Source organism: Microbacterium sp. X-17 (assembly GCF_039615055.1).
Genome location: NZ_JBDHNI010000003.1, coordinates 658,552 through 682,155, shown reverse-complemented (window position 1 = coordinate 682,155; position 23,604 = coordinate 658,552). Strand labels below are relative to the sequence as shown.

The following is a 23,604-nucleotide window of genomic DNA, read 5'->3' as shown; positions in this document are numbered from 1 at the left end:
GCGAAAGGAAACTCATGACCACATCAGTCATCGTCATCGGGGGCGGCCTGGTCGGTACCTCGACTGCGTACTTCACCGCCCGTGAGGGGCTGGACGTGACGCTCATCGAGCAGGAGACCATCGGGTACGGCGCCTCCGGGCGCAACCCCGGGTTCGTCTGGCTTCACTGCCGAAACGCTGGTTGGGCCCTCGACGTATCGTTCGCCGGACGCAAGTTGTACGACGAGCTCAAGGAGGATCTGCCGGTTTCGTTCGAATTCCGAGCGGACGGAGGCCTCATCTACTTCACCGATGAAAGGCAAGCTCCCGTCTTCGAAGAGTTCGTCGCGGCCCGCCGTAGTGACGGACTGGACATGGAACTGATCGACGGCAAGGCGGTTCGAGAACTCGTCAAGCCAATCCGCGAAGACGTGCTCGGTGCGAGCTTCTGTGCAAACGATGCACAGATAAACACCCCGACCGTTGTGGCCGCCCTCGCAGCGGGCGCCCGCGAAGCCGGCGCGACCATTCGCGAACATGAGACTGTCCTCGAGGTCATCTATGACGGGGATCGCGCGGCCGGTGTGCGCACCACGAACGGAACGTACTTCGCTGACTACGTCGTGGTCGCGTCGGGGGCATGGACCGAGAAGCTAATGGCGGCAAGTGGTGTCGACGCCCGAGTAGGTCGGGAGCGTCTGCAGGTGATCGCGACCAAGCCTCTGCCTGCCCAGATCCGGCCGGTCGTCTATGGTCCGCTCACGGCGAAGCAGTATGAGCTGTTTCGAGCGTTGCCGTCGTGGGATGAGTCGGCTTTCCTCTCGCCGATCGAGATCGAGACGGGCTCATGGATGCTCACGCTTGCGGCTCAGCGCGCGAACGGCGAGATCCTCCTCGGATGCCCGATGGACTATCCGGCGGATGTGGACCTGTCACCCACTCTGTCGGGCATCCGCGCAACAGCAGAGAACATCGGGCAGGACTTCCCCGGGCTAAAGGACGCCGCCATCGATCGGATCTGGGCTGGCGTTCTTCCGTTCACGTCGGACATGGTTCCGATCATCGACGAAGCTGCTCCCGGGTTGATCGTCGCTGCCGGTCATGTCTTCGGCAACTCGTCGGGTCCGATGACTGGCAAGCTGGTCAGCCAGCTCATTCGGGGTATCAGCCCCGAGATCGACCTGACAGAAGTGCGCTGGGGCCGAACACTTGACCCGATCGTTCCTGGCGTTGCTGTGCATTGGTGAGTCCAAAGCGGATCGCAGGCCGGGACCAGCTTCGACGGAGGTTCGAACCATGACCGATGCAGCACGACAGAGTCAATCATCTCGACTCATCGTTCTAGGAGATGTCGATGCGGCGGGTGTGCTGTACTTCGGCAATGTGTTCCGTTGGCATGAAGAGGTTTTCACACGCTGGCTTGCTCAGGTCGATGTCCCGCTACACGGCTTGTTCGGGACTGGCCGCGGTCTTCCCGTTCGCTCGAGTTGGGCTGAATACCCGGCCAGTGCTCGCCTTGGGGAAACTCTGAAGATGACGCCTGCGGTGACCTCGCTGCGTGACACTGAGTTCGTGTTTGAGACGACTTGGTGCGAAGAGGTCTTTAGTCGTGAGGTCCTTCGGGTCAGCACCAGGCACGTCGCGTGCGTGAAGGACGAAGACACCGGATTCTTCGTTCGCACCTCGATCTGGCCTGGATTGCGGAAAGCCTTGCAGACTCTAGCTCGCGAAGCCGAGGGCCAATGCCAACAAACCTCGTGAGCCTCATAGAGGTCGAAGCTCAGACCAGGACCTCAAACAATGGATGTCAGGTCACTCGGATTCACAGGATGCCCAGGAGCATTCGCAGAAACGCCACAACTAGACAATCGCCGCGGGGCAGCAGCACTCGGCTCGAAAGGGAATCATGACGGTCAACGATGACGCGAACACCTTCGACTACGTGATCGTCGGCGGTGGGAGTGCAGGAGCGGTCCTTGCAAGACGACTTTCCGATGATCCAGAGACATCAGTCCTCCTTATCGAAGGTGGTCCCGCCTACGAGGATGACCCCAAGGTCGTCTACCTCTCGGAGTCCCTCGCGCTCACGGGAGACCCGAAGTACGACTACGACTATCCGCTGGTAGAACAGGAACGCGGTAACTCGTTGCTGCGTATCAGCCGGGCCAAGATGCTCGGAGGATGTAGCGCGCACAACGACGCGTGGGCACTTCGCGCGCCCGACGCGGACATGGACCGTTGGGCGGCCAAGGGCGCCGAGGGTTGGGACTCAGCGCACACCGCCCCATACTTCAAGCGTGTCTTCGCTGACATGCACGTGCATCCAGTGCCGAAGAACGCCGAGTTGTCCAACGTCGTCATCGAGGCCGCCGGCGAGATCGGAATTCCAGAGATCGATAACACCGCAGGCGAATACGGCGAAGGCATCTCCTGGGTATCGCTGAACGAATACGAGGGCAAGCGCTTCTCAACAGCTCAGGCATACCTGTTCCCACTGACCGAATTGCCCGCCAACCTGCACCTCCAGCTGGAGACACTCGCCACGCGCGTTGTTTTCGACGGCGACCGCGCGAGCGGCGTGGAGACAGACCACGGCATGTTCTACGCGCGCCGTGAAATCGTGCTCAGCGCTGGTGCAATCGACACACCGAAGTTGCTCATGCTCTCGGGGATCGGACCTGCCGAGCATCTCAGCGAGCTCGGCATCGACGTGAAGGTCGATCTCGCTGGGGTCGGCTCGAACCTCCAGGACCACATCGAAACGCCTGTCACCTGGGAGATTTCAAAAGACCCCGGCGAGAGCATCAACGGGCTTGATCTCGGCATCTACGCATCCCTCGGCAGCGACGAGGATTTCGACACCCAGTTCACGGTAGGGCACGTCAACTACTGGCTCGACGCTCCGCCGTTCACTGACCTGGAGCACAGCGAGCTCGCCCTCACCCTCGCTCCGAATGTCGCACGACCTGAAAGCTCCGGGGCGATTCGACTTGCCTCTGCGGACTACCGAGACAAGCCTCTGGTGGATCCGAGGTACTTCACGGATCCTGGCGGTGCCGACGAGGCGAAGCTCGTGGCAGGCATCAAGGTAGCTCGCAAGTTCGCAGACACCAAGGCGCTCTCGGGCTGGATCGTGCGCGAGATCGTGCCGGGACCGAACTATCAGACCGATGAGGAGCTCGGCGCTCACGCGCGCAAGTACTCCAACACCGTCTATCACCCGATGTGCACAGCCAAGATGGGCAACCCTGCAGACCCGGAGGTGGTGGTCGACCCGAGGCTTCGAGTCAAAGGGGTCTCGGGACTGCGCGTCGTCGATGGCTCTGTCATGCCCGAAATCATCCGCGTGAACCCGAACATGACCATCATCATGATCGGTATGCGCGCAGCCGATCTGATCAAGGAGGACAACGCATGAGCGTCACAGCCGTAAGCGTCCCCACCCTCGAACATGTCATCAACAACACGCCGGTGGTCGCACGCGGAGCCACCATCGATGTTCTCGATCCGTCGACGAACGCTCGCATTGCTGCTCTTCCGATCGCGTCGGCCGGCTTCGTCGACCGCGCTGTTGAAGCCGCTCAGACGGCCAGTCGAGGATGGGGGCGCGCCACGCCAGCGGAGCGCGCCACCGCGCTCAACGCCATCGCTGATGCGATCGATGCGAACGCGGATCGTCTCGCGCGTCTTGAATCGCTGGACGTCGGTAAGCCCATTCAGAATGCGCGGGCGGAAATGCCAGGGATCTCTGACACCTTTCGCTTCTATGCGGCGGCCGCGCGCACAACCCATGGCACCGCTTCCGGACGATTCGCGGAAGGGCTGCACTCGAGGGTCGAGAGGGAACCGGTCGGCGTCGTCGGCCTCATCACACCGTGGAACTACCCGTTGCTTGAAGCGGTGTGGAAGCTCGGGCCGGCGCTTGCTGCGGGAAACACGGTCGTGCTCAAACCGTCCGAGATCACGCCGCTGACGACGGCGGCCCTGTTCTCGCTGATGTCGGAAATCTTGCCTGCAGGCGTAGCCAACCTTGTGCTCGGCGATGCAAGCACGGGGCGAGCGATCGTAGACCATCCGGGCACCCGGATGGTGTCACTCACCGGCGACGTCGGCACAGGAGTCGCTGTGGCAACCGGTGCAGCGGTGTCCCTGAAGCGCGTGCATTTGGAACTCGGCGGCAAATCTCCCGTGGTCGTTCTCCCGGACTCCGATGTTGAAACGGCCGCCGAATTCTTAGCATCAGCCGGCTTCGTCAATTCCGGCCAGGACTGCACTGCTGCCTGCCGTCTTATCGTTCACGACGCGATTTACGACGAGTTCGTCGACAGGTACCAGGCCCAGATGAAGGCCATCCGAGTCGGATCTGCACTCGACGACGCCACGACCATGGGGCCGCTGGTGTCTGACAGGCAGCGTCAACGAGCGGAAGGGTTCGTCGATCGTGCGAGGTCGGCCGGTGCATCCATATTGGCGGGAGGCAGAACGATGGACCGTCCAGGGTTCTTCTACGAGCCAACTCTGGTTGCCGACGTGGATCAGCACTCGGAAATCATCCAGAAGGAGGTGTTCGGGCCGGTGGTCACTGTTCAGCGAGCCGCCGACGCCGACCAGGCGTTGGCTTGGGCCAACGACGTGCCGTATGGTCTCTCTGCCAGCGTGTGGACGAACGACGTGAACGAGGTCCACCGCTTCACGCGGGATTTGAGCTTCGGAACCGTCTGGGTCAACACTCACCTTTGGACTGTTCCCGAGATGCCGTTCGGCGGGTTTGATGGCTCGGGATATGGCAAGGAGCTTTCGGGGATGTCAATCGAAGACTATTCGCGCTACAAGCACGTCATGCTGCAGGAGCGATAAAAGTGAGTCCTCGGGAGCCGCTTGGCGTGTGCCGAGTTGGGGTCCACGCTCGAAAACCGCTCGGCTTTCCGCGAAACTTCTCGTCATGCATACGTTGAAATAACCCAGTAGAGTTCAAAACTCTCCCACCATCCCCGGATCAGCGCAGGAGGCAGTCATACTCACGCTCGCCGACGTTGAAGCAGCACAGTTTCGCACGAAAACCTACGTCCGTCGCACGCCGATGCTTGAAGGCGACCCACAGCCGAAGGGGCGGATCTGGTTAAAAGCTGAGTTCCTCCAGCGCTGCGGAGTATTCAAGACACGTGGCGCTTTCAACCGCCAGCTGGCTGCCCGCGAGCGCGGCGAGCTTGACCCGAAGCTTGGCGTCGTCGCCGCGTCTGGCGGTAACGCAGGACTCGCGAACGCATTCGTAGCTGCGCAGCTTGGAGTCCCCGCCACTGTGTTCGTTCCAGCCACGGCTCCCGAAATAAAAGTCGACCGGCTACGCCAGTACGGCGCGACCGTCCGCCTCATCGGCTCCGAGTACGCAGAAGCCTTCACCGCCGCGCAAGATTTCGTCGCCAACACCGGCGCGCTCTTCTGCCACGCGTACGACCAACCCGAGATCGCCGCCGGCGCCGGGGTGATCGGCCTGGAGATCCTCGAGGATCTGCCCGGCGTTGACACAATCGTTCTCGCTGTCGGAGGCGGCGGCCTGTATGCCGGCATCGCAACGGTTGCCGCGTCCGCTGGCGTTCGTGTCGTCGCCGTCGAGCCTACAAACATCCCTACGCTGCATGCAGCGCTCCAGGCCGGCCGGCCCAGCGACGTGACGGTCGCCGGCATCGCCGCCGATTCGCTCGGAGCGAGGCAGATCGGCCGTGTCGCGTTCGACGTTGCCATTCAGACATCGCCAGTCAGTGTTCTCGTTGAGGACGACGATATCGACGCTGCTCGAAATTTACTCTGGAACGACTACCGGATCCCGGCCGAGCATGGTGCGGCGGCGGCGCTTGCCGCTCTCACCTCTGGGGTTTATCGACCAGACGACGGCGAAAACGTGGCTGTCATCGTATGTGGAGCGAATACGGATCTTTCTACCATCGGCCCGACTTCCAGAACAGTCTCGACCTTCTAAGTCAACAACGGTCGCGTCGGATCGGGCAGGTCTTCGGCGCAGAGTTGGGTAGAACGCAGTGCTCTACCACAGGGACAGAGTACGCGGGCGCGGGTCCGAAGCCCGGCTGGATGTCCATAGCTTGGCTGTAATCAGCCGTCCATCGTGCATCATCGTGTACCCAGCGCCGACATGAGAGAGCAGGTACCGGCGGGCGTGTGAGCGTGGCGACGCCTCGCCAAGGCCGTCCGCGATGTGCAGCCTCCAAGAACCCCACAATTGCAGTCATCCAGCAACGTTCTACCGGGTGGGTGAACTCCCACGTGTGGATAGTGGCCGAGATGCCCTTCGGCGGTTTCGCCGGCTCCGGGTACGGCAAGAACTCTCGGGAATGTCCATCGACGACTATTCGCGATACAAGCACGTCATGCTCCATGAGAAATGCGATATTGCGGCATCGGCGGCGTCGGATACGACGCTGCGGAAGTCGTTATGTGCCAGTCCAGCGTGGCCTCAGAGCAGTTCGGTCCGCGTACTGTGATCCGGCCAAACCGCGTCGATGGCATTCGGAGAATCGCCAATAGGCGCGACCCTCGCGACGTCCCTAACCTCAACCTCATCGCAGGCTCTCGACGTGAAGGGCCGCCGACTTCACAGCTGCCGTGCTGTGGCGCTGCGAGAAACCTACGCACGCCTGTAACGTGCCGATTGACAGGAGACCGAAATGCTCAGCACAAGTCCGGAGGGAATGTCAGCGGCCCCTGAACCGATCGGGACCAGCCATCTACAAGGCAACATCGGCTTCTTCAACCTCGTCTTCACGGTCCTCGCCTACAACGGACCGATGGTCGTCTTCCTGGGCTTCATCCCGGTGTCCATCCTTCTCGGGAACGGCATCGGCACACCCGCGATGTACCTGTTCTGCGGAGTGATTGCCGTCTTGTTCGCGTCTGGGATGGTGGCAATGGGACTGCGCTTGCCGAAGCCCGGAGGGTTCTACACCTTCGTGTCGGCAGGGCTCGGCAAGGTGGCCGGATTGGGGACCGGATTCACCGCCATGGTCTGCTACTACTCAGCCAACGTCTCGGCCTACGCTCTGGCGGGAGTCGCGACGGACTCGCTGATCAGCGGCGCCTTGCACGGCCCGAGCGTTCCGTGGTGGCTGTACTCGCTCGTGTTCTTCGTAATCGTCACTGTCCTCGGATACCTGAACATCAGCTTCTCCGCCAAGGTGTTGACCATTTTCCTCGCACTCGAGCTGGGCCTGATGATCATCTACGACGCGTCCGTAATCGCGCAGGGCGGCGCGAACGGGTTCAATCTGGAGTCCTTCCAGCCGTCCAGCATCTTCTCGGGCTCCATCACCGTTGCGTTCATCTTTGGCGTGGGCCTCTATGGAGGTTTCGAGGCGACCGTCATCTTCCGCGACGAGGTGAAGAAGCCGAAGCGCACCATTCCTCGCGCCACCTACGCGGTGGTCGCTATCCTGGCTCTCCTCTACGGTCTGACGGCGTGGGTGTTCATCAATGCGTACGGCACCGACGCGATCATGTCCGTGTTGAGCAAGAATCTCGTGAGTGCATCAAGTGACAGCGTCCGGCAGTACACCGGTGAAGTTGCCTACTTCTCGGCGGATGTGCTCCTCATCACCAGTTCGTTCGCGCTGATCCTGGCAAGTCACAACATCACTTCGCGATACCTTTACAACCTCAGCGCTGACGGTGTCCTGCCACGTGCGCTGAGCCGGGTCCACGAACGCTTCGGGTCTCCTCATCGCGCCTCAGTCGCACTCAGCATCCTTTCGCTCATCGGGATCGTGGCCTTCGGCATCCTGGGCCTGGACGGATCGACCGTCTATGCCCGCTTGGCCGGGATCTACTCGTACTGCTTCGTGATCCTCCTCGTGGTCGCGGCCGCCGCCATCGCGGTGTTCCTCTTCCGCGACAAGAGCGAACGGAAGGCGTGGTTGCCCGCGGCCGCGACATCGATCGCATTCGTCTTCCTCGCGGTCGCGCTCGTGCTGGCGACGATGAACTTTGATCTCCTCGCGGGAACCAGCGGCGTCGCGACCTTCCTGATTCTGTTGCTCATTTGGGGCCTCGTGGCAGTTGGAGTTATCCTTGCGCTCGTGTACCGGAGCCGTCGGCCCGATGTGTACAGCCGAATCGGGCGCGATGACGCTGGCGACATGGTGCCGGACCCCGCTGAGTCATTCAGCAGCTGACCGTATCCATGCGCCTCGAGATCAACGGAGACGGCTTGTGACGGACAACACGCAAACTCGGACGGAGCCGGCCGTTTCCACCGAGACCGGCATCATCGTGGGGTTTCGGGTGGACGATGTCGATCACTTCCTCGGTGTGCCCTACGCCGAACCGCCGATTGGCGCGAACCGATTCCGGCGACCGCAAGCGCCTCGCCCCTGGGAGACGCCGCGGGCAGCCACACGGCTCGGGCATCCGAGTGTTCAAACCAACCCGGACTACCCCGCATGGCTCGACCCAGGCAAAGAATCGGAGGACTGCCTCTTCCTCAACGTCTGGACGCCGAACAGTGCCGCGGGGGCAAAGCGACCGGTCCTCGTCTGGATCCACGGCGGTGCTTATCAGTACGGGTCGGCGGGCGCCCCAATCTACGATGGACAGAAATTGGCACGTTCTCAGGACGTCGTCGTCGTCTCGATCAATCACCGGCTTAACGCCTTCGGATACCTCTGGTTCGGTGACATCTTTCCTGAGCTCGCCGGGCACGGAAATCTCGGTCAGCGCGATCTGATCGCCGCCCTTGGCTGGGTCCGCGACAACATCAGCTCATTCGGTGGGGACTCGGCCAACATCACCCTCTTCGGCGAGTCCGGCGGCGGCGCGAAGATCGGCGCTCTCCTCAACACGGAGGCCGCAGCAGGACTCTTTCATCGGGTAATCATCCAAAGCGGGTCTCAGACGTGTCTGCTCGAGCGGCAGGAGGCCACCGAAGTGGCGCAGAGGTTCCTGAAGGTGCTAGGAGTCGACAGTGTCGAAGAGCTCCAAGCGGCCGACGTGGAGTCGCTCAAGCGCGCAACTCAAGCCGTGGAGAACGACCTTGGGGTGCTCGCGTTTCAGCCCGTGATCGACGAGACGCTCATGTCGCGGCAGCCGTGGTCCGAGAGCCAGCCTCTGGGAGCTGTCGGGCTTCCGATGATGATCGGAATGACACGCGACGAAAGCCGTGGATTCATCCCCGAAGCATGCAAACTAGGTCGCTCGGTCGCTGACGAAGTTCGGGACTTCTTCGGTAGCGCCTCGTTGACGGACGCAGAGATCGCAGATCTGATCGCGCGCTACCGGTGCCTCACAGAGCACAGCGCGGACGAGGAATTGGCCTGGGAACTGACCTCTGACATCTGGATGCGACGTTCATTACTCCATCTCCTGGACCTCCGCCAAGCGTCCGGCGGTCCCAACCCCACCTACGTGTACGAGTTCCGATGGCGCACACCCGCATTCGGAAGTCTGTGGGCGCTTCACGCAAGTGAGCTGCCGTTCGTCTTCGGGAACCTCGCCTACCCGACCGCATGGGACGGTGTCGACACAGACGCTTCGCGGGCAGCAGCGGACCCGGGCGAGCAAAGGTACTTGCTCCGTGACGAGATGATGGCGGCATGGGGAGCCTTCGCGCGCAGTGGTGATCCCTCGACAGATCGACTGAGTTGGCCGCAGTACGGCAAGTCGAAGTCGACCATGATCTTTCAGACAGGTGGCAGTGTAATCGTGCAGCATCCTGACCAGGACCGAGATTCGGCGATTCGCCACATCCGCCCCGGCTGGTAAGGGGCTGCCGGGCTGCGTGCCGGAGAGCGATCGCTCCATGCCTCGCGAAACCTAAGTGATTGCAGTCAGCCGGTCTCACCGCCCCTTGTGCCGGCGATGACACGGCCGAGGCGGCGCTTGCTTCCAGCCGTGCGGTAGCACAGGCTGGGGAGACTGCCGTTGTCGATCTTGTCGCTCGTGCCGCGGGTGGGCATGTGGGGGTTCCCCGGATTCTTCTTGGTCCGAATACGCCGCTGCTGGTTGAGGACATGGACTCGGGTTGTCCCGTTGTTCGAGATGACGAGGCCTAACGATTGGCCGCCCGAGTTGTAAAGCTGGCGTCCCATCGTGGGCCGAGCGGGCTGACGCCTTGGTCGACAGCGCCATGACCTCGAGCAGACAGCATCGCGTTGCTACTTCCGAGTCCGTTCCCGACGGTCTCTCCAACGCGAGCGCCGCCGGCTCTTCGACGAGGCTCGGCGGTGATCGCTATCTCGCCGGGGGAGCCACCATTTGGTTGGTCGAGCCCGCGGGCGCTGCCGCGGATGCGCCTCGACGTCCGCGCAAGTGGACAGGCTCTAGGAGACGGCTTTCTCGGGCCACGGCTACCGTTTCCGCTGCCGAGCACGCGCACCCTGCGCGCGTGAGGTCGTCGCGATCGAGACGGAGCACGCCGCCACCACCTGCGAGGTCGCCTCCCGCCTGACCTTGACCGGCGGCTGGGACGAACTCGTCGCCGGAGTGATGCTCAACTCCGGCCTGATGCGGACAAAGATATACCGCGACTTCGTGCTCGCGGGGCAATTGACGCGGTAGCCGGGACGACTCATGATTACTCCCAAGCCGTCGACTCAGCGAGCACTATGAGAGAGTGGCTGTCCGATTGACGGGGCGGGTCGCTGATGCGACGAGCGCTCTCAGAGGTTGCGGTGCACGAGCAATTGCTCGAACCGGTGCTCGACTGCCCGTTGCAGATGGTGGTGGAGTTGGCGTGTGGCCTCCTGCCGCCGGCGATGGTCCAGGAGCTGGTGTGGGAGGCGCGTTCAGTCGGGCTGGAATGGTGAGTCGCGTCGTGGAGGGCAGCAGAGCCCCCACAAGAGCCTCACAACTGCAGTAGCCGAAAGCGGGGTCACGTCATCGAGAAGCCGCGGGATTCCGCGGTTCTCGGGGCATCTTGAGATCAGCAACAGCGCCATGGATGGGCACTGCGCTGGCGGCCGCCACTGTCGGTGCAACTTGGCCCGTCGCGATCGCGATCGGCTTTGCGCAGGTGCTTAGTCTTCTAGGCCCTTTTATCGCAAGGCCGTGTGTCAAAGGCACGGCGATCGCGGAGACACCTGCGCTGAAGGGCATCGCGCCCCGGGAAGACTGAACTTCAAGACCCATGAACGAATGACGCAGCGACCAATCACTTACCGCTGTCTTTGCCTGCGTCAGCGCCCCCTTCGGGACGTTCGCGTAATGGCGGGTATCAAGGCTCGCACGGAATGTCCCCGCCACGCGCTCATCCAGACACCGGCTCCGTAACTGATGTCGTCGAGTCGTCGCGCTACGCCGAAGCGCACTGGGTCTAGCGTTGGCCGGAGCCGGATGAATTCCAACGCCGCGTCCAACGCTGCGGCTGCCGCAGCCGCGCGGCGCGCCCGCCTCGAGATCACGCTCGCGATGATGGTGGCGGGCCACCAGTGCCGCACCAGCAGCGCCATTCCCTGGGACAGCGTGGCGACGAGTCCATGTGCCGTTAGCTGAGCGGCGATGGCAGTTGGCTTCTCGACGAAATCTATTCGTTGCCGGATACGGAAGCCGACTCCGATGACGACGGCGACCGCGGCGACGATTGACCATCGCCGCTGGATCAGCAGGAGGCTGAGCACGACAGCGCCCCAGGGGGGGAAGAACAACCGGGGAAATGTTTCGGGGATGACGTTCGGCGAGCGGTTGGGCCCCGGTACCGTAGAGGAATTTGCGACGAAGCCACGCATGAACGGTCGTGCGATGTTCGTGAAGCACTGCCACGGAAGGGTCGAACCGCACAATCCGTCCCTCGCGCACCAATCGCCAGACGAGGTCCACATCCTCGCCGAATTCCATTGACCCATCGAAGCCCGCCCCCAGATTGTCGACGCGGGCGACCATGCACGTACTTGAGATCCAGGTGAGCGGGCTGCGCGGTCGGACGCGTCCGGCATCTGGCCCGAGGTCGAGCGAGGACCGGGCGTTCTCGTAGCTCGTGATCCAACTGGGGCCATCTCGTTCCAGGCCCAGAACTCGGGGTGCGACAATGGCCAGATTGGGGTCGACGAAGTGTCGAAGCAGGGTTTCCAGGCACCCCGGCTGCACCACCACGTCGGAGTCGATGAATGCCACGTATGGTGTCTCCACTGCCGCAAGCCCCGCGTTTCTTGCCACAGCGACCCCCTGGTTTTGCTGAAGGGCGATAAGCCGCGCCCGGTGAGCCGCGACAATACGCGCCACCGCTGGGGCGTCATCGGATCCATCGTCGACGACGATCGTCGCTGCGAGGCCTGCCGGGAGGCTGGAGAGTAGCCGATCAAGGGCTTGCTGCCGGTCCTTGACGGGAATCACGGCGGTGAGCTGGCTTCGCGGAATTGGTGGGAGCGAGGCTGCCACTGGGTCGCCAAGCCCAGTAGAGAGTAGTCGTTCGGCGAGTAGCCGCGATGTGGAGTCCGAGACGGTCACCTCGCGTCCCGCGAGGCAGTTGGCGGCCGTGGGCGACAGGCGTAGCACCCGGGTGGGCGACCCGCCAACGAGCACCGTTCCTTCTTGCCATGTGCGGGTGTGCCGGTTGAGACGGATTACCGCGCCGTCGGGCAACTGCGTGCTCGTCATTGCGGCGTCCTCCGTCATCGTTGGCTAGCAAGTTCTTACTACTCTATGGCACTGGGTGCCAGAGCGAAACGGTGGTCAGTACTGTCCGAGCTGTCTCAGAACGCGATGGGCTGAGATGAGGGTGTCGGTAAGTGAACTGCCAGGATCCTTCAGCCACTGTTCGTACCCGACCAGGGACGCGGCGAGGAACGCCCAGCCGATGGTCTGGGGGACGATTGAGGACGCCGGGTGGTCCAGTCGCTTTGCGGCGAATTCGGCGATCACGTCTCGCCAGGCCTGATAGCGAAGTGCACTGTGCGCCGTGAGCATCGGCACGGTGAAGAGCAGGTTCATCCGATCGCGGTGGAAGGGCAGCTCGTCGTCGGGGAACGTGTTGAAGGTGATCACGGCGGCGCTGATTGCGTCGATGAGGGGCTCGTCATCGGGAACGGTGGCGAGATGTTGACCCATTTCCTTGACCAGGAGATCGAAGTCACCCCACGGCAGGTCGTTCTTTGAGGGGAAGTACCTGAAGAATGTGCGCCGGCCAATGCCTGCCGCGGCAGCGATGTCCGGAATCGTCACCTCGTCAAAGCCCCGCTCGATGAACAGCTCGAGTCCGACCCGGCTGAGCTCCGCACGGCTTGTTACCTTCGCGCGACCATTCCGCCTAGGGCGCTTGGAAGGTGGCGCGGGTTTGGGTCCGGTATCGCTCATTCTCACATTCTCTCGTTGTTCACGCTGGCTGCCGAGCCAAGGAGGCGTGGGTGACCGATTCAAGTTTCACTTGACGCTTTGGCACCGGGTGCCACTAGAATATGGGTCACCACAGACGAGGGAGTTAGCGTGGCTAAGCAGAATCCTTGGTTCGAGACCGTTCTTGAGGCGCAGCGGCGCGCTAGGACATTCTTGCCGCCGTCGGTATATGCAGCATTAGTGGCTGGTTCGGAGCGGGGGCGAACGCCGCAGGACAATGAGGACGCGTTCGCCGAGTTGGAGTTCGCCCCACATGTTGTTGGGCACTCGTCGGAAATCAAGATGGGAACGACGATCCTCGGGATCCCGGTGTCGATGCCGGTAATGATTTCACCGACAGGCGTGCAGGCGATTCGCCCGGAGGGCGAGGTCGCGGTCGCCCGTGCGGCGGCGAACCGGGGGACGATCATGGGTTTGTCCTCCTTCGCGTCGAAGCCGGTTGAGGAGGTCGCAGCAGCGAACAAGAACACGTTCTTCCAGATGTACTGGACCGGTAGCCGAGAGCAGTTGGTGCAGCGCATGGATCGGGCGCGGAAGGCGGGGGCGAAGGCGTTGATCGTGACGACAGACTGGTCGTTCTCGATCGGTCGCGACTGGGGGAGCCCGCAGATTCCGGAGAAGATGGACTTGAAAGCGGTCTGGGGGATGAAGTGGGAGGGGCTGACGCATCTTCCGTGGGCGCGTCAGTGGCTGACTGGCGGTGGTCTGCCCGATTTGACGGCGCCGAATCTGCGGGATCCGCAGACGGGTGTGGCGCCGACATTTTTCGGCGCTTATTACGAGTGGATGAATACTCCGCCTGCGCAGTGGGCGGATATCGCTTGGATCAAGAAGGAGTGGGGTGGGCCGGTGATGCTGAAGGGCATCACTCGGGTCGATGACGCTCGGCGGGCGGTGGATGTGGGAGTGGATGCCATCTCGGTTTCGAACCACGGTGGCAACAATCTGGACACCACCCCGGCGTCAATCCGTTGCTTGCCAGCGGTCGCAGAGGCGGTTGGCGACCAGCTTGAGGTGCTCCTGGATGGCGGGATCCGCCGTGGGGGTGACGTGGCCAAGGCCTTGGCCCTGGGCGCTAGGGCTGTGATGATCGGTCGGGCGTATCTGTGGGGGCTGGCCGCGAATGGACAAACCGGGGTGGAGAACGTGCTGGACCTCTTGGGGATGGGGTTGAAGTCCGCTCTGCTCGGACTTGGTCATTCCTCGATCGAGGAACTCTCTCCGGCTGACTTCTATATCCCGGCTGGCTTTGCCCGCCGCCTGGGCGCGGATGATGCCGCCCTCGCACCGTCGGCGGAGAGTCGTGCCGAATACGTAACCACGACACGCTGACAACCCTGGGATCACCATCCGCCGATGAAGCTGTTTCGCTAAGGCATTCTTCGCCGACGCGGTAGCATGCTACTTGTGTCTTTCGCGGTGGAGCAGCTATCGAAGAATTCGCGAGGACGCATGAATTCGCTTGCAACCGAGCTTGAGGCAGAACTGCGAAGGCAGGGAATTGCCGAAGTCGATCGGTCCGCCCGGCGGCGCGCCGAGTATTCCAGCGACGCCTCCAATTATCGGGTCGTTCCTGAAGTAGTGGTCTTTCCCCGATCGACCGATGAGACGCTCGCTGCGCTTGCCGTGGCCCGCGAGAGTGGCACGCCGGTAACCATGCGCGGCGGCGGAACCTCGGTCGCAGGAAACGCAGTCGGTGCGGGACTTGTGGTGGAAACCTCCCGTCATCTCAACAGAGTCCTGAAAATCGACCCCGATGCGCGAACGGCTGTCGTCGAGCCTGGTGCGATCCTCGGGACCCTCCAGGACCTCGCGGCGCCTCATGGCCTTCGCTTCGGCCCCGACCCATCCACTTGGAAGCGTTGCACGATCGGCGGGATGATCGGAAACAACGCGTGCGGTCCTCGAGCTCTCGCGTTCGGCCGCACCGCCGATAACATCCTGGATCTCGATGTGATCGATGGAATCGGACGTCGGTTCGACACCTCAACGGGTATGGACGCGCTCGATGGTCTGGAAGACCTGGTCACAGCGAATCTGGACATCTTCCGTACGGAACTGGGACGGTTCGGACGGCAGATTTCCGGATATTCACTCGAGCACCTTCTCCCCGAACACGGCAGGAACCTTACCCGGGCGATGGTGGGCACAGAGGGGACGGTTGTTTCAGTTCTGGGGGCGACCGTTCGTCTAGTGGAGATCCCGAGGGAACCGGTTCTCGTGGTGCTCGGCTATCCTGACATGCCGTCTGCGGCGGACGCAGTGCCGGCGCTGATCCAGTTCGGTGCAATGGCGATCGAGGGTCTGGACGCGCGCATAGTCGATGCGTTGCAGTCACGCGGCGGGGCCTCGAGCATCCCAGTGCTGCCTGCGGGCTCGGGCTGGCTTCTTGTCGAACTGGCCGACCGCGAGCCCGGCGATGCTCTCGACCGAGCCCGCAAACTTGCGTCGGCTGCAGGTACGTCCTCGGTTCGTGTCCTCCCGGCCGGACCGGAGGCTCGTGCGATCTGGCGCATCCGTGAGGACGGGGCCGGCCTCGCCGGCCGCACCCAGTCGGGTCGCCAGGCTTGGCCCGGTATCGAGGACGCGGCTGTCCCGCCGGAGCACCTGGGCGCCTATCTTCGTGAATTCGAGCGGCTGACAGATTCGTACGGCATCGAAGGCATGCCGTACGGCCATTTCGGTGACGGCTGCGTACACGTACGCCTCGACATTCCATTGGAGCGCGACGGTGTGCTGCGGTCCTTCATGACCGACGCCGCGAAACTCATCGCTCGCCATGGCGGCTCGCTTGCAGGCGAGCACGGCGATGGGCGAGCGCGCGGAGAACTCCTGAAGTACATGTACTCCGAGCGCATGCTCGGTGTCTTCTCCGCATTCAAAGACCTCCTGGACCCGGCCGACATCATGAATCCGGGAGTGATTGTCCGCCCCGCTCCGATCGACGCCAACCTGCGGCGACCGCATGCGCTGACCATCAGCAAAGTGAACGGTCTGGCGTTCTCCCACGACGACGGCAACCTCACTCGCGCAGTGCATCGTTGCGTCGGAGTCGGGAAATGCCGCGCCGACAACACTGCTGCAGGCGGCTTCATGTGTCCCTCGTTCCAGGCAACCGGGGATGAGAAGGACTCCACCCGCGGACGTTCACGCGTACTCCAGGAGATGATGAACGGATCGCTGATCGACGAAGGTTGGCGCTCCCCGGAGGTGCACGAGGCGCTCGACCTCTGCCTGTCGTGCAAGGCATGCTCGAGCGACTGCCCCGCCGGTGTCGACATGGCCGCTTACAAGTCCGAGGTACTGCATCGAACCTACGAAAGGCGTGTGCGGCCGATCTCGCACTACACTCTGGGCTGGATGCCGCGCTGGGCGCGACTGGCTACACGTTTTGGAGGATTGGCGAACGCGGCCATCTCGATTCGCCCAGTCGAGAAATTCACGCTTTTCGCAGGCGGAATGGACACCCGCCGCTCGATCCCTCGCTTCGCCAACACCCCATTCAGGTCATGGTGGAAGCGGCGGCCTGCTGAGCGAGCGCGTACGAAGCGGGTTGTGCTGTGGGCCGACACTTTCTCTGACAATTTCTCGCCGTCGATCGGCACTTCCGCTGTGGCCATCCTCGAGGCCGCCGGCTACGAGGTCATCGTTCCCGAAAGGCCGGTCTGCTGCGGTTTGACCTGGATCACGACGGGCCAGCTGAACGGCGCGCGACGGATGATGCGCGACCTTGTAGACCAGTTCAACGGATACGCCGCGGCGGGAATCCCGATCCTGGGGCTCGAGCCATCCTGCACAGCCGCGGTACGGTCAGATCTGGTGGAGCTCCTTCCCGACGACCAGCGTGCGGCGGAGGTAGCGAGAGGTCTGCTCACTCTCGCCGAACTCCTGACGGCCCCTGAGCCGATCGGCCCTGGACCTGCCTGGGCGCGTCCGGACCTGTCCGGCACCACGTTGGTGGTGCAGCCTCACTGCCACCATCACTCCGTGATGGGTTTCAATACAGACCAACAACTGCTGATCGACCTCGGCGCGAAGACGACTGTGCTGGCTGGATGCTGCGGCCTTGCCGGCAACTTTGGGATGGAGCGCGGTCATTACGAGATGTCCGTCGCAGTTGCAGAGAACTCGTTGCTCCCTGCGCTCCGCGCAGCGGATGAACGGACCATCTTCCTCGCAGATGGCCTGTCCTGCAGAACCCAAGCGGATCAGCTCGCCGGCGCGAAGGGTGTGCACCTCGCCGAGCTGCTCGCGGAAACGATGGCATCTGCTGGAAGGGCCACCACACGATGAGAGCGCCCGATAGAGGTGCAAGGACGAACGGGGGATCTAGCGCGCACCGGTCCGAGAGTGTGTGCTGCGCCGGCTTAGCGGAGGGTCGGACCGCGTATGTCACCGCAACTCGCTGACACCACATGGACCAACCTCCCGCAGCACCCTGTGCTGCTGGTTCCTCTCGGATCGACGGAGCAGCACGGCCCACATCTTCCGTTTACCGTTGACGTGGACATCGCCACAGCCGTCACAAGGCGTGCCGGTGACTTCCTCGGGGCTGTCGTGGCGCCAGCGCTGGCATACGGATCAAGTGGAGAGCACGCGGGGTTCCCTGGGACGCTCTCTATCGGCACGACGGCGTTAGCGACGATCCTGGTCGAGCTTGTTCGGTCTGCACGATGGGCGTCGCGGATCGCTTTCATCAATGGCCATGGCGGGAACGTAGATGCGCTCGTTTCAGCTGTACGCCAGGTGCGCTACGAGAAGCACGACGTCGGGTGGGCGCCGTGCGCAGTGGACGGAATGGACTTGCATGCGGGGCGCGCAGAGACCTCGCTAATGCTTGAGCTGCGTCCGGAGACGGTGGGCCCGGAACGGCCGGTCGGCGTCACAGAACCGGTTGAATCCCTCCTATCGCGACTGCGCGCTCAGGGCGTAGGCAGCGTTTCCGCCAACGGCGTGCTCGGCGACGCACGAGACGCGTCGACTGATGAGGGCGAGAACCTTCTTGCCGCGATGACCACTGCGATGATGCGCCGACTTCGTAGGTGGGCACCTGACGCGAACGGTTTGCTGCTCGACCAGCAGTAGGTCGCTCAGTATGCGCCGCGTTCACCAGCTAACGTGGGGGAGGCCCGCCGTTCGCAGCTGGCCTCCCCCACTTTCAGGCGATCGTGAGGAGGAGATCGCCGTTCTCGACCTGGCGCGTGCTATCCAGCAGGATCCGTTCGACGCGCCCGGTAATCGGGGAGGTAATTAAGGATTCCATCTTCATTGCTTCGATCGACGCAACGAGGCTGGCTTCCAGCCTGATGTATAGCGACACACCTGGACGCAACTTCACCAAGTGCTTCTTGATCATCCGCCTCGTTCGTCGGCCACCCAGAGTAGCATGCTACTCCGACGGATTGCGGTCGAACGCGATGAGTCTCAGGATCGGCTGAGCAGTTCGCCCACCAGGAATGCGGTCGCCGCGGGTCCCCGACGCGGACTGCTTGGAAGTATGGACAGGTCTGCCACTCGCAGGTTCTCAATATCCAGCACGTAGCCTGCCCCATCGACCACATCCCCGATCGCTGCACCACCCGTTGTATGAAAAGCAGTGCCGAGATTCGCGCGGATCCAACTGTCCAGCTGGGAATCGTCGGACAACGTCGTCGTGTCGAGGCGGAGGACTGTGCCGCCGCCGGCGCAAGCGAGCTCGGCAGCGAAGCGTACCGCGTGTCGCAGTCGAGTGCGTGCTGCGGAGGTTGCAAGATAGTCGAACTCGACTCTCGGAAGCTGCATCGGGTCCTCCGAAGTCCGCGTGAGCTGGCCCGGTTCGGCGGCGGAGTCCACGGACACGAAGAGCGGGACCGGAGTCGAAGGTTCCGGCGGTTGCCCAATGATGTAGTGAAGTGGTCGGAGGGATTGCAAGATCTCGACGGACCCGCCGTCCGCCAATGTCGCGTGTACGACGCCGCCTAACCAGGTGCGCCTTTCGGTGCTGTCGGGCCAGCCATCGATCTCGAGAATAAGCTGCGGCTCATCGTGCAGGTCGCGACCGAGTCGGGGATGGCGAACTCCTGAGAGTCCGAGTAGATCAGGGGAGCGCAGGGCGCCCGCCGCCAAGATGACCTGGCCTGCTGCGACGCGGGTGAGCTCGCCATCGATGAGTGCGTGAACCCCTGTTGCGCGTCCGCGGCTAATGTCCACCCGCAGTACAACAGCGTTGCCGACGATCCGAAGGTTGGACTTCTTCGCTGCTGGGAGCAAGTACGCCAGCGCTGCATTGCTGCGGATCTCATCGTGTCGATTCGATGGGGTGACTCCGAAGCCGTCGGACCAATCTGCGCCCTTGTCGAGGTCGCCTTCTAGTCCCATCGCCACCGCAGCAGAGTGGAATGCCTCGATGCTCGGATCGTCGGCTCGGGCGCGCTCAATAGTGACTGGTCCGTCATGCCCATGCGCGGGGGATTGGGGATAGTCGAGATCGCGTTCGATGCCGATCTGAAGCGGACGCAAATTCTCCCATGACCATGGACCGCCGCCCACAGTCGCCCATTCGTTGACATCGCGAGGTCCAGCCGCGATGAAATAGCCACCGTTGGTGGTCGAGGATCCACCGATGACCTTGCCTCTCACGTGTGTCCACTCTCGACCAGCAGCAAGTGAGCCCGCGAATCGCCAACTCGATTCACCGCGTGCACCGGGAATGGTCTCCGCATGAAGAAGGGTCTGCATCTGCGGCAATTCGACCGGGCCGGCCTCCAGAAGCACCACGGTCCGGTCAGGCGCTGCACTGAGCTTTGCGGCTAGTACGCTGCCCGCAGTGCCGCCCCCGACAATGACCACGTCGGCTGTTAGGGGCTTCTCCACGCCGTCCTCTTTTCATTGGCACTCGATGCCAATAGCATGTTACCCTAACCGAAGTTCCGATCAAGGAGGATCCCATGGAGAACACCATTCCTGATACCCAGAACCCGATTCAAGCACCCGTGGACGCAGACATCCTCGTCGAGGAAGTTTCCATCGACGGCATGTGCGGCGTCTACTGAGCTCGGCGACGCGCAATGAATCTGGATCGTCCATGGGCGCTCGATCCACAGGTCGCCGTGCGGCCTGAGCCGTTTGGGGCGCTCGTATATCACTTCGGTACGCGCAAGCTTTCTTTCCTGAAAGACCGGCGCCTGCTGGATGCAGTTACCGGTCTCTCCGATGCCCCCTCGGCCCGGGCCGCACTGACAGCCGCCGGCGTATCCGACACAGAGATCCCAACCTTCGAGGCGGCGCTCGGCGCGCTCGCCGCGTCGAAAATGCTGAAGGAGCGCATCGCATGACACTGCTTGACACTCAGGTAGCGCACCCGCCGCGTGGCCAGCGGCTGGTCGATCTCTTCGAATACGGCCTTGACGCCCCGATCTGCCTGACCTGGGAACTGACCTACGCCTGTAACTTGTCCTGCGTCCATTGCCTCTCATCGTCCGGTCGTCGTGACCCCCGCGAGCTGACCACCGCAGAGTGCAAAGCTGTGATCGATGAACTCGAGCGAATGCAGGTCTTCTACGTCAACATCGGGGGCGGTGAGCCCACGGTGCGTCCTGATTTCTGGGAGCTCGTCGATTACGCGACGGCCCACCACATCGGCGTGAAGTTTTCGACCAACGGGGTGAAGATCACGCCAGAGGTAGCGGAGCGGTTGGCGCGCAACGACTATCTCGACATTCAAATCTCGATGGATGGCGCAACTGCAGAAGTCAACGACTTCGTTCGCGGTCCCGGGTCGTACGACACTGCGATCCGCGCCATGGAGAACCTGCAGGCCGCTGGGTTCGAGAACTTCAAACTTTCCGTTGTCTGCACCCGGCAGAACATTCCGCAATTGGACGAATTCAAGGCGATCGCCGACCGCTATGGTGCGCAGCTGCGACTCACCAGGCTTCGCCCATCAGGACGCGGAGCCGATGTCTGGGACGAACTGCACCCACTTCCTGCGCAGCAACTGGAGCTGTATGAATGGCTCGTCGCGCACGGCGATGGTGTCCTCACAGGAGATTCGTTCTTTCACCTCTCGGCATTTGGCGAGGCCCTACCTGGTCTGAACCTCTGCGGCGCCGGTCGGGTCGTCTGCCTCATTGACCCGATCGGAGACGTCTACGCGTGCCCGTTCGCCATCCACGATGAGTTCCTGGCTGGCAACATCCGCGACGCGGGTTTTCAGGAGGTTTGGCAGCATTCCGAGCTCTTCCAGCGACTGCGCCAGCCGCAGTCTGGCGGTGCATGCTCGTCCTGCCAATTCTTTGACACCTGTAAGGGCGGGTGTATGGCGGCAAAGTTCTTCACCGGCTTGCCCCTGGACGGGCCGGACCCGGAGTGTGTTCAGGGTTACGGCGAAGCGCTGCTCGAGCAGCGTGCAGCAGACGCCGTGCTGCACAAGCCAAGCCAGGATCACTCGCACCGCACGACCCGCTATTCGAAGTCTGGGAAGGTCGCGGTCAATATTGGCCGCAGCCCGGATGCAGTCGCCGCATTGGACATCAAGCCGAACCTGGGCATCTCCAACAACGGTATCGCCCGGCCGATTAATGATCTGATGGAGGACCCGCTCGCCGACTTCCGACCCGAAACGGACTGATCGCCAACGCAAGAAGAAGGGGTCCCGCCTGCAAGTTCACTTGCACAAGCGTGGCCCCTTCTCGGTGTGGAATATCTGAACAACCCCATCGGAGTGGTTCGGCGTCAGGAATCGACCGCGTCAAACTCGGCGAGCTGCTCGATTCCGGTCTGGGTCTTCAATCGAGCATTCGGAATGAGGATGATGCAGACGAGGGCTACGAGGGCGACGGGGATCATTATCGCGAAGATCAGTCCGATGCCGTCGCCGTAGGCGGTCTCCACAACAATACGTGCCGACTGCGGCAGGCTTGTTACGTCCGGGAGCGCCCCGGGCGTGGTCCCCAAGGTGCTATGGGTGATTCCTGCTCGGGCGAGCCCAGAGGCGATCTCTGCGCTTACCCGATGTTCGAGCAGAGAACCAAAGCAGCTGATGGCCAGGACGCCTCCGAGGCTGCGGAAGAATGACACCGCGGAGCTCGCGGTGCCGACCTCTCGAGGATCGGAAGCGTTCTGAACGGCCAGAACGAGGGTCTGCAGGGTCATTCCCAGGCCAAGGCCGATGAGTGCCGCACCGATGTATACGATGACGATGGGCGACCCCGCGCGCAGAGTGGCTAGGAGCACGGCGGACGAGCTGATGAACACCCCGCCAGCGACAAGCCATGGCTTCCATGCTCCGAAGCGACTGATGAGAAAGCCCGCTGCACTGGAGGCGATCAGGTTGGCCGTCACTTGAGGGAGAGTCATGAGCCCGGCCTGCGACGCTGTTGCCCCCCTGCTGAACTGGAGGTACTGAATCAAGTAGATGGAATATCCGTAAATCACGACGCCCACGCAGAAGCTGGAGATCACGGCGAGCGCGAACGTTCGGTCGCGGAACAATCGGACCGGAAGAACCGAGTCCGCTTTGCGCGCTTGAACAATGGCGGTGACTGTCAGAAGCGCGACAGCCCCAGCGGCAATCGCCCACGATAACGCCGAGTCCCATGCGAAGGCGGTCCCTGCAAGCGAGAGCCAGAGGAGTAGCGCCGAGATCGACACGACGAGGAGAGCGGATCCGACGTAGTCGATCCGGCCGATCGAGTGGCGGTGCGGTAGGCGAAGTCGCAGGGCGATGACCGCCAGCGCGACGATCGCGAACGGCACGAGCGCGAAGAAGGTCCAGCGCCACCCGAATGCGTCGGTGATGGAGCCGCCCACGATTGGGCCGCCGGCGGTTCCGGCCGTGATGATTGCTCCCATAAGCCCCGAATAGCGCCCGCGGTCGCGCGGGCTGATGACATCGGACAGCACGACTTGGGGAAGCGTGAGCAGTCCGCCCGTTGCGAGGCCTTGGACGGAACGTGCCGCGATGAGCATGATTGGTGTGGCGGAAAGCCCCGCCCCGAACGATGAGGCGATGAATAGCAGAAGGGCAATGAGCATAAGGGGTTTGCGGCCGACGACATCTGAGACCTTCCCCCAGATCGGGGTGCTCACCGTCAGTGCCAGCAGTGGCCCGGTGGCCACCCAGGTGAGCGTGGATTGACCGCCGCCGAGATCCGCGACAATCACCGGAAGCGAGGTGTTGATCATCGAGGTGGACAGCACCCCGACGAGCAGGCCGAGGACGATTCCGAGGAACACCTTGACCGTGGAGTGGGATTGAGTTCCGCCAGCGCGATTTTGCATTCGGTGACGGCGGCTCGATGCTGTTCCCACGAGTAG

At 62.6% G+C, this 23,604-nt stretch carries 19 protein-coding genes; 15 read left to right on the top strand and 4 right to left on the bottom strand.

Annotation, left to right across the window (positions count from 1 at the left end; genetic code table 11):
* Nucleotides 1-14: 14 nt before the first annotated feature.
* The 9 genes from ABCS02_RS17515 (at nucleotide 15) to ABCS02_RS17475 (ending at nucleotide 11,817) form a co-directional block, all read left to right on the top strand.
* A complete protein-coding gene (locus ABCS02_RS17515) occupies nucleotides 15-1,226 on the top strand; it encodes an FAD-binding oxidoreductase (RefSeq protein ID WP_345836946.1) in 1,212 nt (403 codons plus the stop codon).
* A 49-nt stretch (nucleotides 1,227-1,275) separates the two neighbouring features.
* Complete coding sequence (locus tag ABCS02_RS17510; RefSeq protein WP_345836945.1) at nucleotides 1,276-1,740, top strand: acyl-CoA thioesterase; 465 nt, start codon at nucleotides 1,276-1,278, stop codon at nucleotides 1,738-1,740.
* A gap of 145 nt (nucleotides 1,741-1,885) precedes the next feature.
* Nucleotides 1,886-3,397: a GMC family oxidoreductase gene (locus ABCS02_RS17505; protein ID WP_345836944.1), complete on the top strand. Its 1,512-nt coding sequence runs from the start codon at nucleotides 1,886-1,888 to the stop codon at nucleotides 3,395-3,397.
* The gene (locus ABCS02_RS17500) at nucleotides 3,394-4,836 is read left to right on the top strand and encodes an aldehyde dehydrogenase family protein (protein WP_345836943.1); all 1,443 of its coding nucleotides are present in this window, start codon (nucleotides 3,394-3,396) and stop codon (nucleotides 4,834-4,836) included. Before ABCS02_RS17505 ends, ABCS02_RS17500 begins: the two co-directional genes overlap by 4 nt.
* A gap of 157 nt (nucleotides 4,837-4,993) precedes the next feature.
* Nucleotides 4,994-5,956, top strand: coding sequence for a threonine/serine dehydratase (locus tag ABCS02_RS17495; RefSeq protein ID WP_345837335.1), 963 nt, complete (start codon nucleotides 4,994-4,996; stop codon nucleotides 5,954-5,956).
* Between the two features lie 703 nt (nucleotides 5,957-6,659).
* Nucleotides 6,660-8,159 carry an APC family permease gene (locus ABCS02_RS17490; protein ID WP_345836942.1) on the top strand — a complete coding sequence of 500 codons (1,500 nt, stop codon included), beginning with the start codon at nucleotides 6,660-6,662 and terminating at the stop codon, nucleotides 8,157-8,159.
* A 37-nt stretch (nucleotides 8,160-8,196) separates the two neighbouring features.
* Entirely contained in the window at nucleotides 8,197-9,744 is a 1,548-nt protein-coding gene (locus tag ABCS02_RS17485) for a carboxylesterase family protein (RefSeq protein ID WP_345836941.1), read from the top strand.
* Between the two features lie 881 nt (nucleotides 9,745-10,625).
* Nucleotides 10,626-10,787, top strand: a complete 162-nt coding sequence (locus ABCS02_RS17480; protein WP_345836940.1) for a hypothetical protein — start codon at nucleotides 10,626-10,628, stop codon at nucleotides 10,785-10,787.
* Nucleotides 10,788-11,535: 748 nt separating this feature from the next.
* A complete protein-coding gene (locus ABCS02_RS17475; protein WP_345836939.1) occupies nucleotides 11,536-11,817 on the top strand; it encodes a hypothetical protein in 282 nt (93 codons plus the stop codon).
* Nucleotides 11,818-12,648: 831 nt separating this feature from the next.
* Here the strand turns inward: ABCS02_RS17475 and mftR are convergent.
* Entirely contained in the window at nucleotides 12,649-13,269 is a 621-nt protein-coding gene (gene mftR / locus ABCS02_RS17470) for a mycofactocin system transcriptional regulator (protein WP_345836938.1), read from the bottom strand.
* A gap of 129 nt (nucleotides 13,270-13,398) precedes the next feature.
* Here mftR and mftD point away from each other — a divergent pair, with 129 nt between their 5' ends.
* The 3 genes from mftD (at nucleotide 13,399) to mftE (ending at nucleotide 18,393) form a co-directional block, all read left to right on the top strand.
* A complete protein-coding gene (mftD, locus tag ABCS02_RS17465) occupies nucleotides 13,399-14,640 on the top strand; it encodes a pre-mycofactocin synthase MftD (RefSeq protein WP_345836937.1) in 1,242 nt (413 codons plus the stop codon).
* Nucleotides 14,641-14,760: 120 nt separating this feature from the next.
* Nucleotides 14,761-17,601, top strand: a complete 2,841-nt coding sequence (locus ABCS02_RS17460; protein WP_345837334.1) for an FAD-linked oxidase C-terminal domain-containing protein — start codon at nucleotides 14,761-14,763, stop codon at nucleotides 17,599-17,601.
* Nucleotides 17,602-17,697: 96 nt separating this feature from the next.
* Complete coding sequence (mftE, locus tag ABCS02_RS17455) at nucleotides 17,698-18,393, top strand: mycofactocin biosynthesis peptidyl-dipeptidase MftE (RefSeq protein ID WP_345836936.1); 696 nt, start codon at nucleotides 17,698-17,700, stop codon at nucleotides 18,391-18,393.
* Between the two features lie 73 nt (nucleotides 18,394-18,466).
* Here mftE and ABCS02_RS17450 read toward each other — a convergent pair whose 3' ends face one another.
* Together ABCS02_RS17450 and ABCS02_RS17445 are read right to left on the bottom strand one after the other, a co-directional pair.
* The gene (locus ABCS02_RS17450; protein WP_345836935.1) at nucleotides 18,467-18,664 is read right to left on the bottom strand and encodes a biotin/lipoyl-containing protein; all 198 of its coding nucleotides are present in this window, start codon (nucleotides 18,662-18,664) and stop codon (nucleotides 18,467-18,469) included.
* 68 nt (nucleotides 18,665-18,732) lie between these two features.
* Nucleotides 18,733-20,160, bottom strand: coding sequence for a GMC family oxidoreductase N-terminal domain-containing protein (locus ABCS02_RS17445; protein ID WP_345836934.1), 1,428 nt, complete (start codon nucleotides 20,158-20,160; stop codon nucleotides 18,733-18,735).
* Nucleotides 20,161-20,234: 74 nt separating this feature from the next.
* Between ABCS02_RS17445 and mftA the strand changes: the two genes are divergently transcribed.
* From mftA to mftC, 3 genes are read left to right on the top strand one after another with little or no spacing between them, the layout of a single operon-like run.
* Nucleotides 20,235-20,339 (top strand): mycofactocin precursor MftA, encoded by a 105-nt coding sequence (gene mftA, locus ABCS02_RS17440; RefSeq protein ID WP_345836933.1) that lies wholly within the window; start codon nucleotides 20,235-20,237, stop codon nucleotides 20,337-20,339.
* 15 nt (nucleotides 20,340-20,354) lie between these two features.
* Nucleotides 20,355-20,621: a mycofactocin biosynthesis chaperone MftB gene (mftB, locus tag ABCS02_RS17435; RefSeq protein ID WP_345836932.1), complete on the top strand. Its 267-nt coding sequence runs from the start codon at nucleotides 20,355-20,357 to the stop codon at nucleotides 20,619-20,621.
* Nucleotides 20,618-21,916, top strand: a complete 1,299-nt coding sequence (gene mftC / locus ABCS02_RS17430; protein ID WP_345836931.1) for a mycofactocin radical SAM maturase — start codon at nucleotides 20,618-20,620, stop codon at nucleotides 21,914-21,916. Before mftB ends, mftC begins: the two co-directional genes overlap by 4 nt.
* A gap of 104 nt (nucleotides 21,917-22,020) precedes the next feature.
* Here mftC and ABCS02_RS17425 read toward each other — a convergent pair whose 3' ends face one another.
* Nucleotides 22,021-23,598 (bottom strand): MFS transporter, encoded by a 1,578-nt coding sequence (locus tag ABCS02_RS17425; RefSeq protein WP_345836930.1) that lies wholly within the window; start codon nucleotides 23,596-23,598, stop codon nucleotides 22,021-22,023.
* Nucleotides 23,599-23,604: the final 6 nt, after the last annotated feature.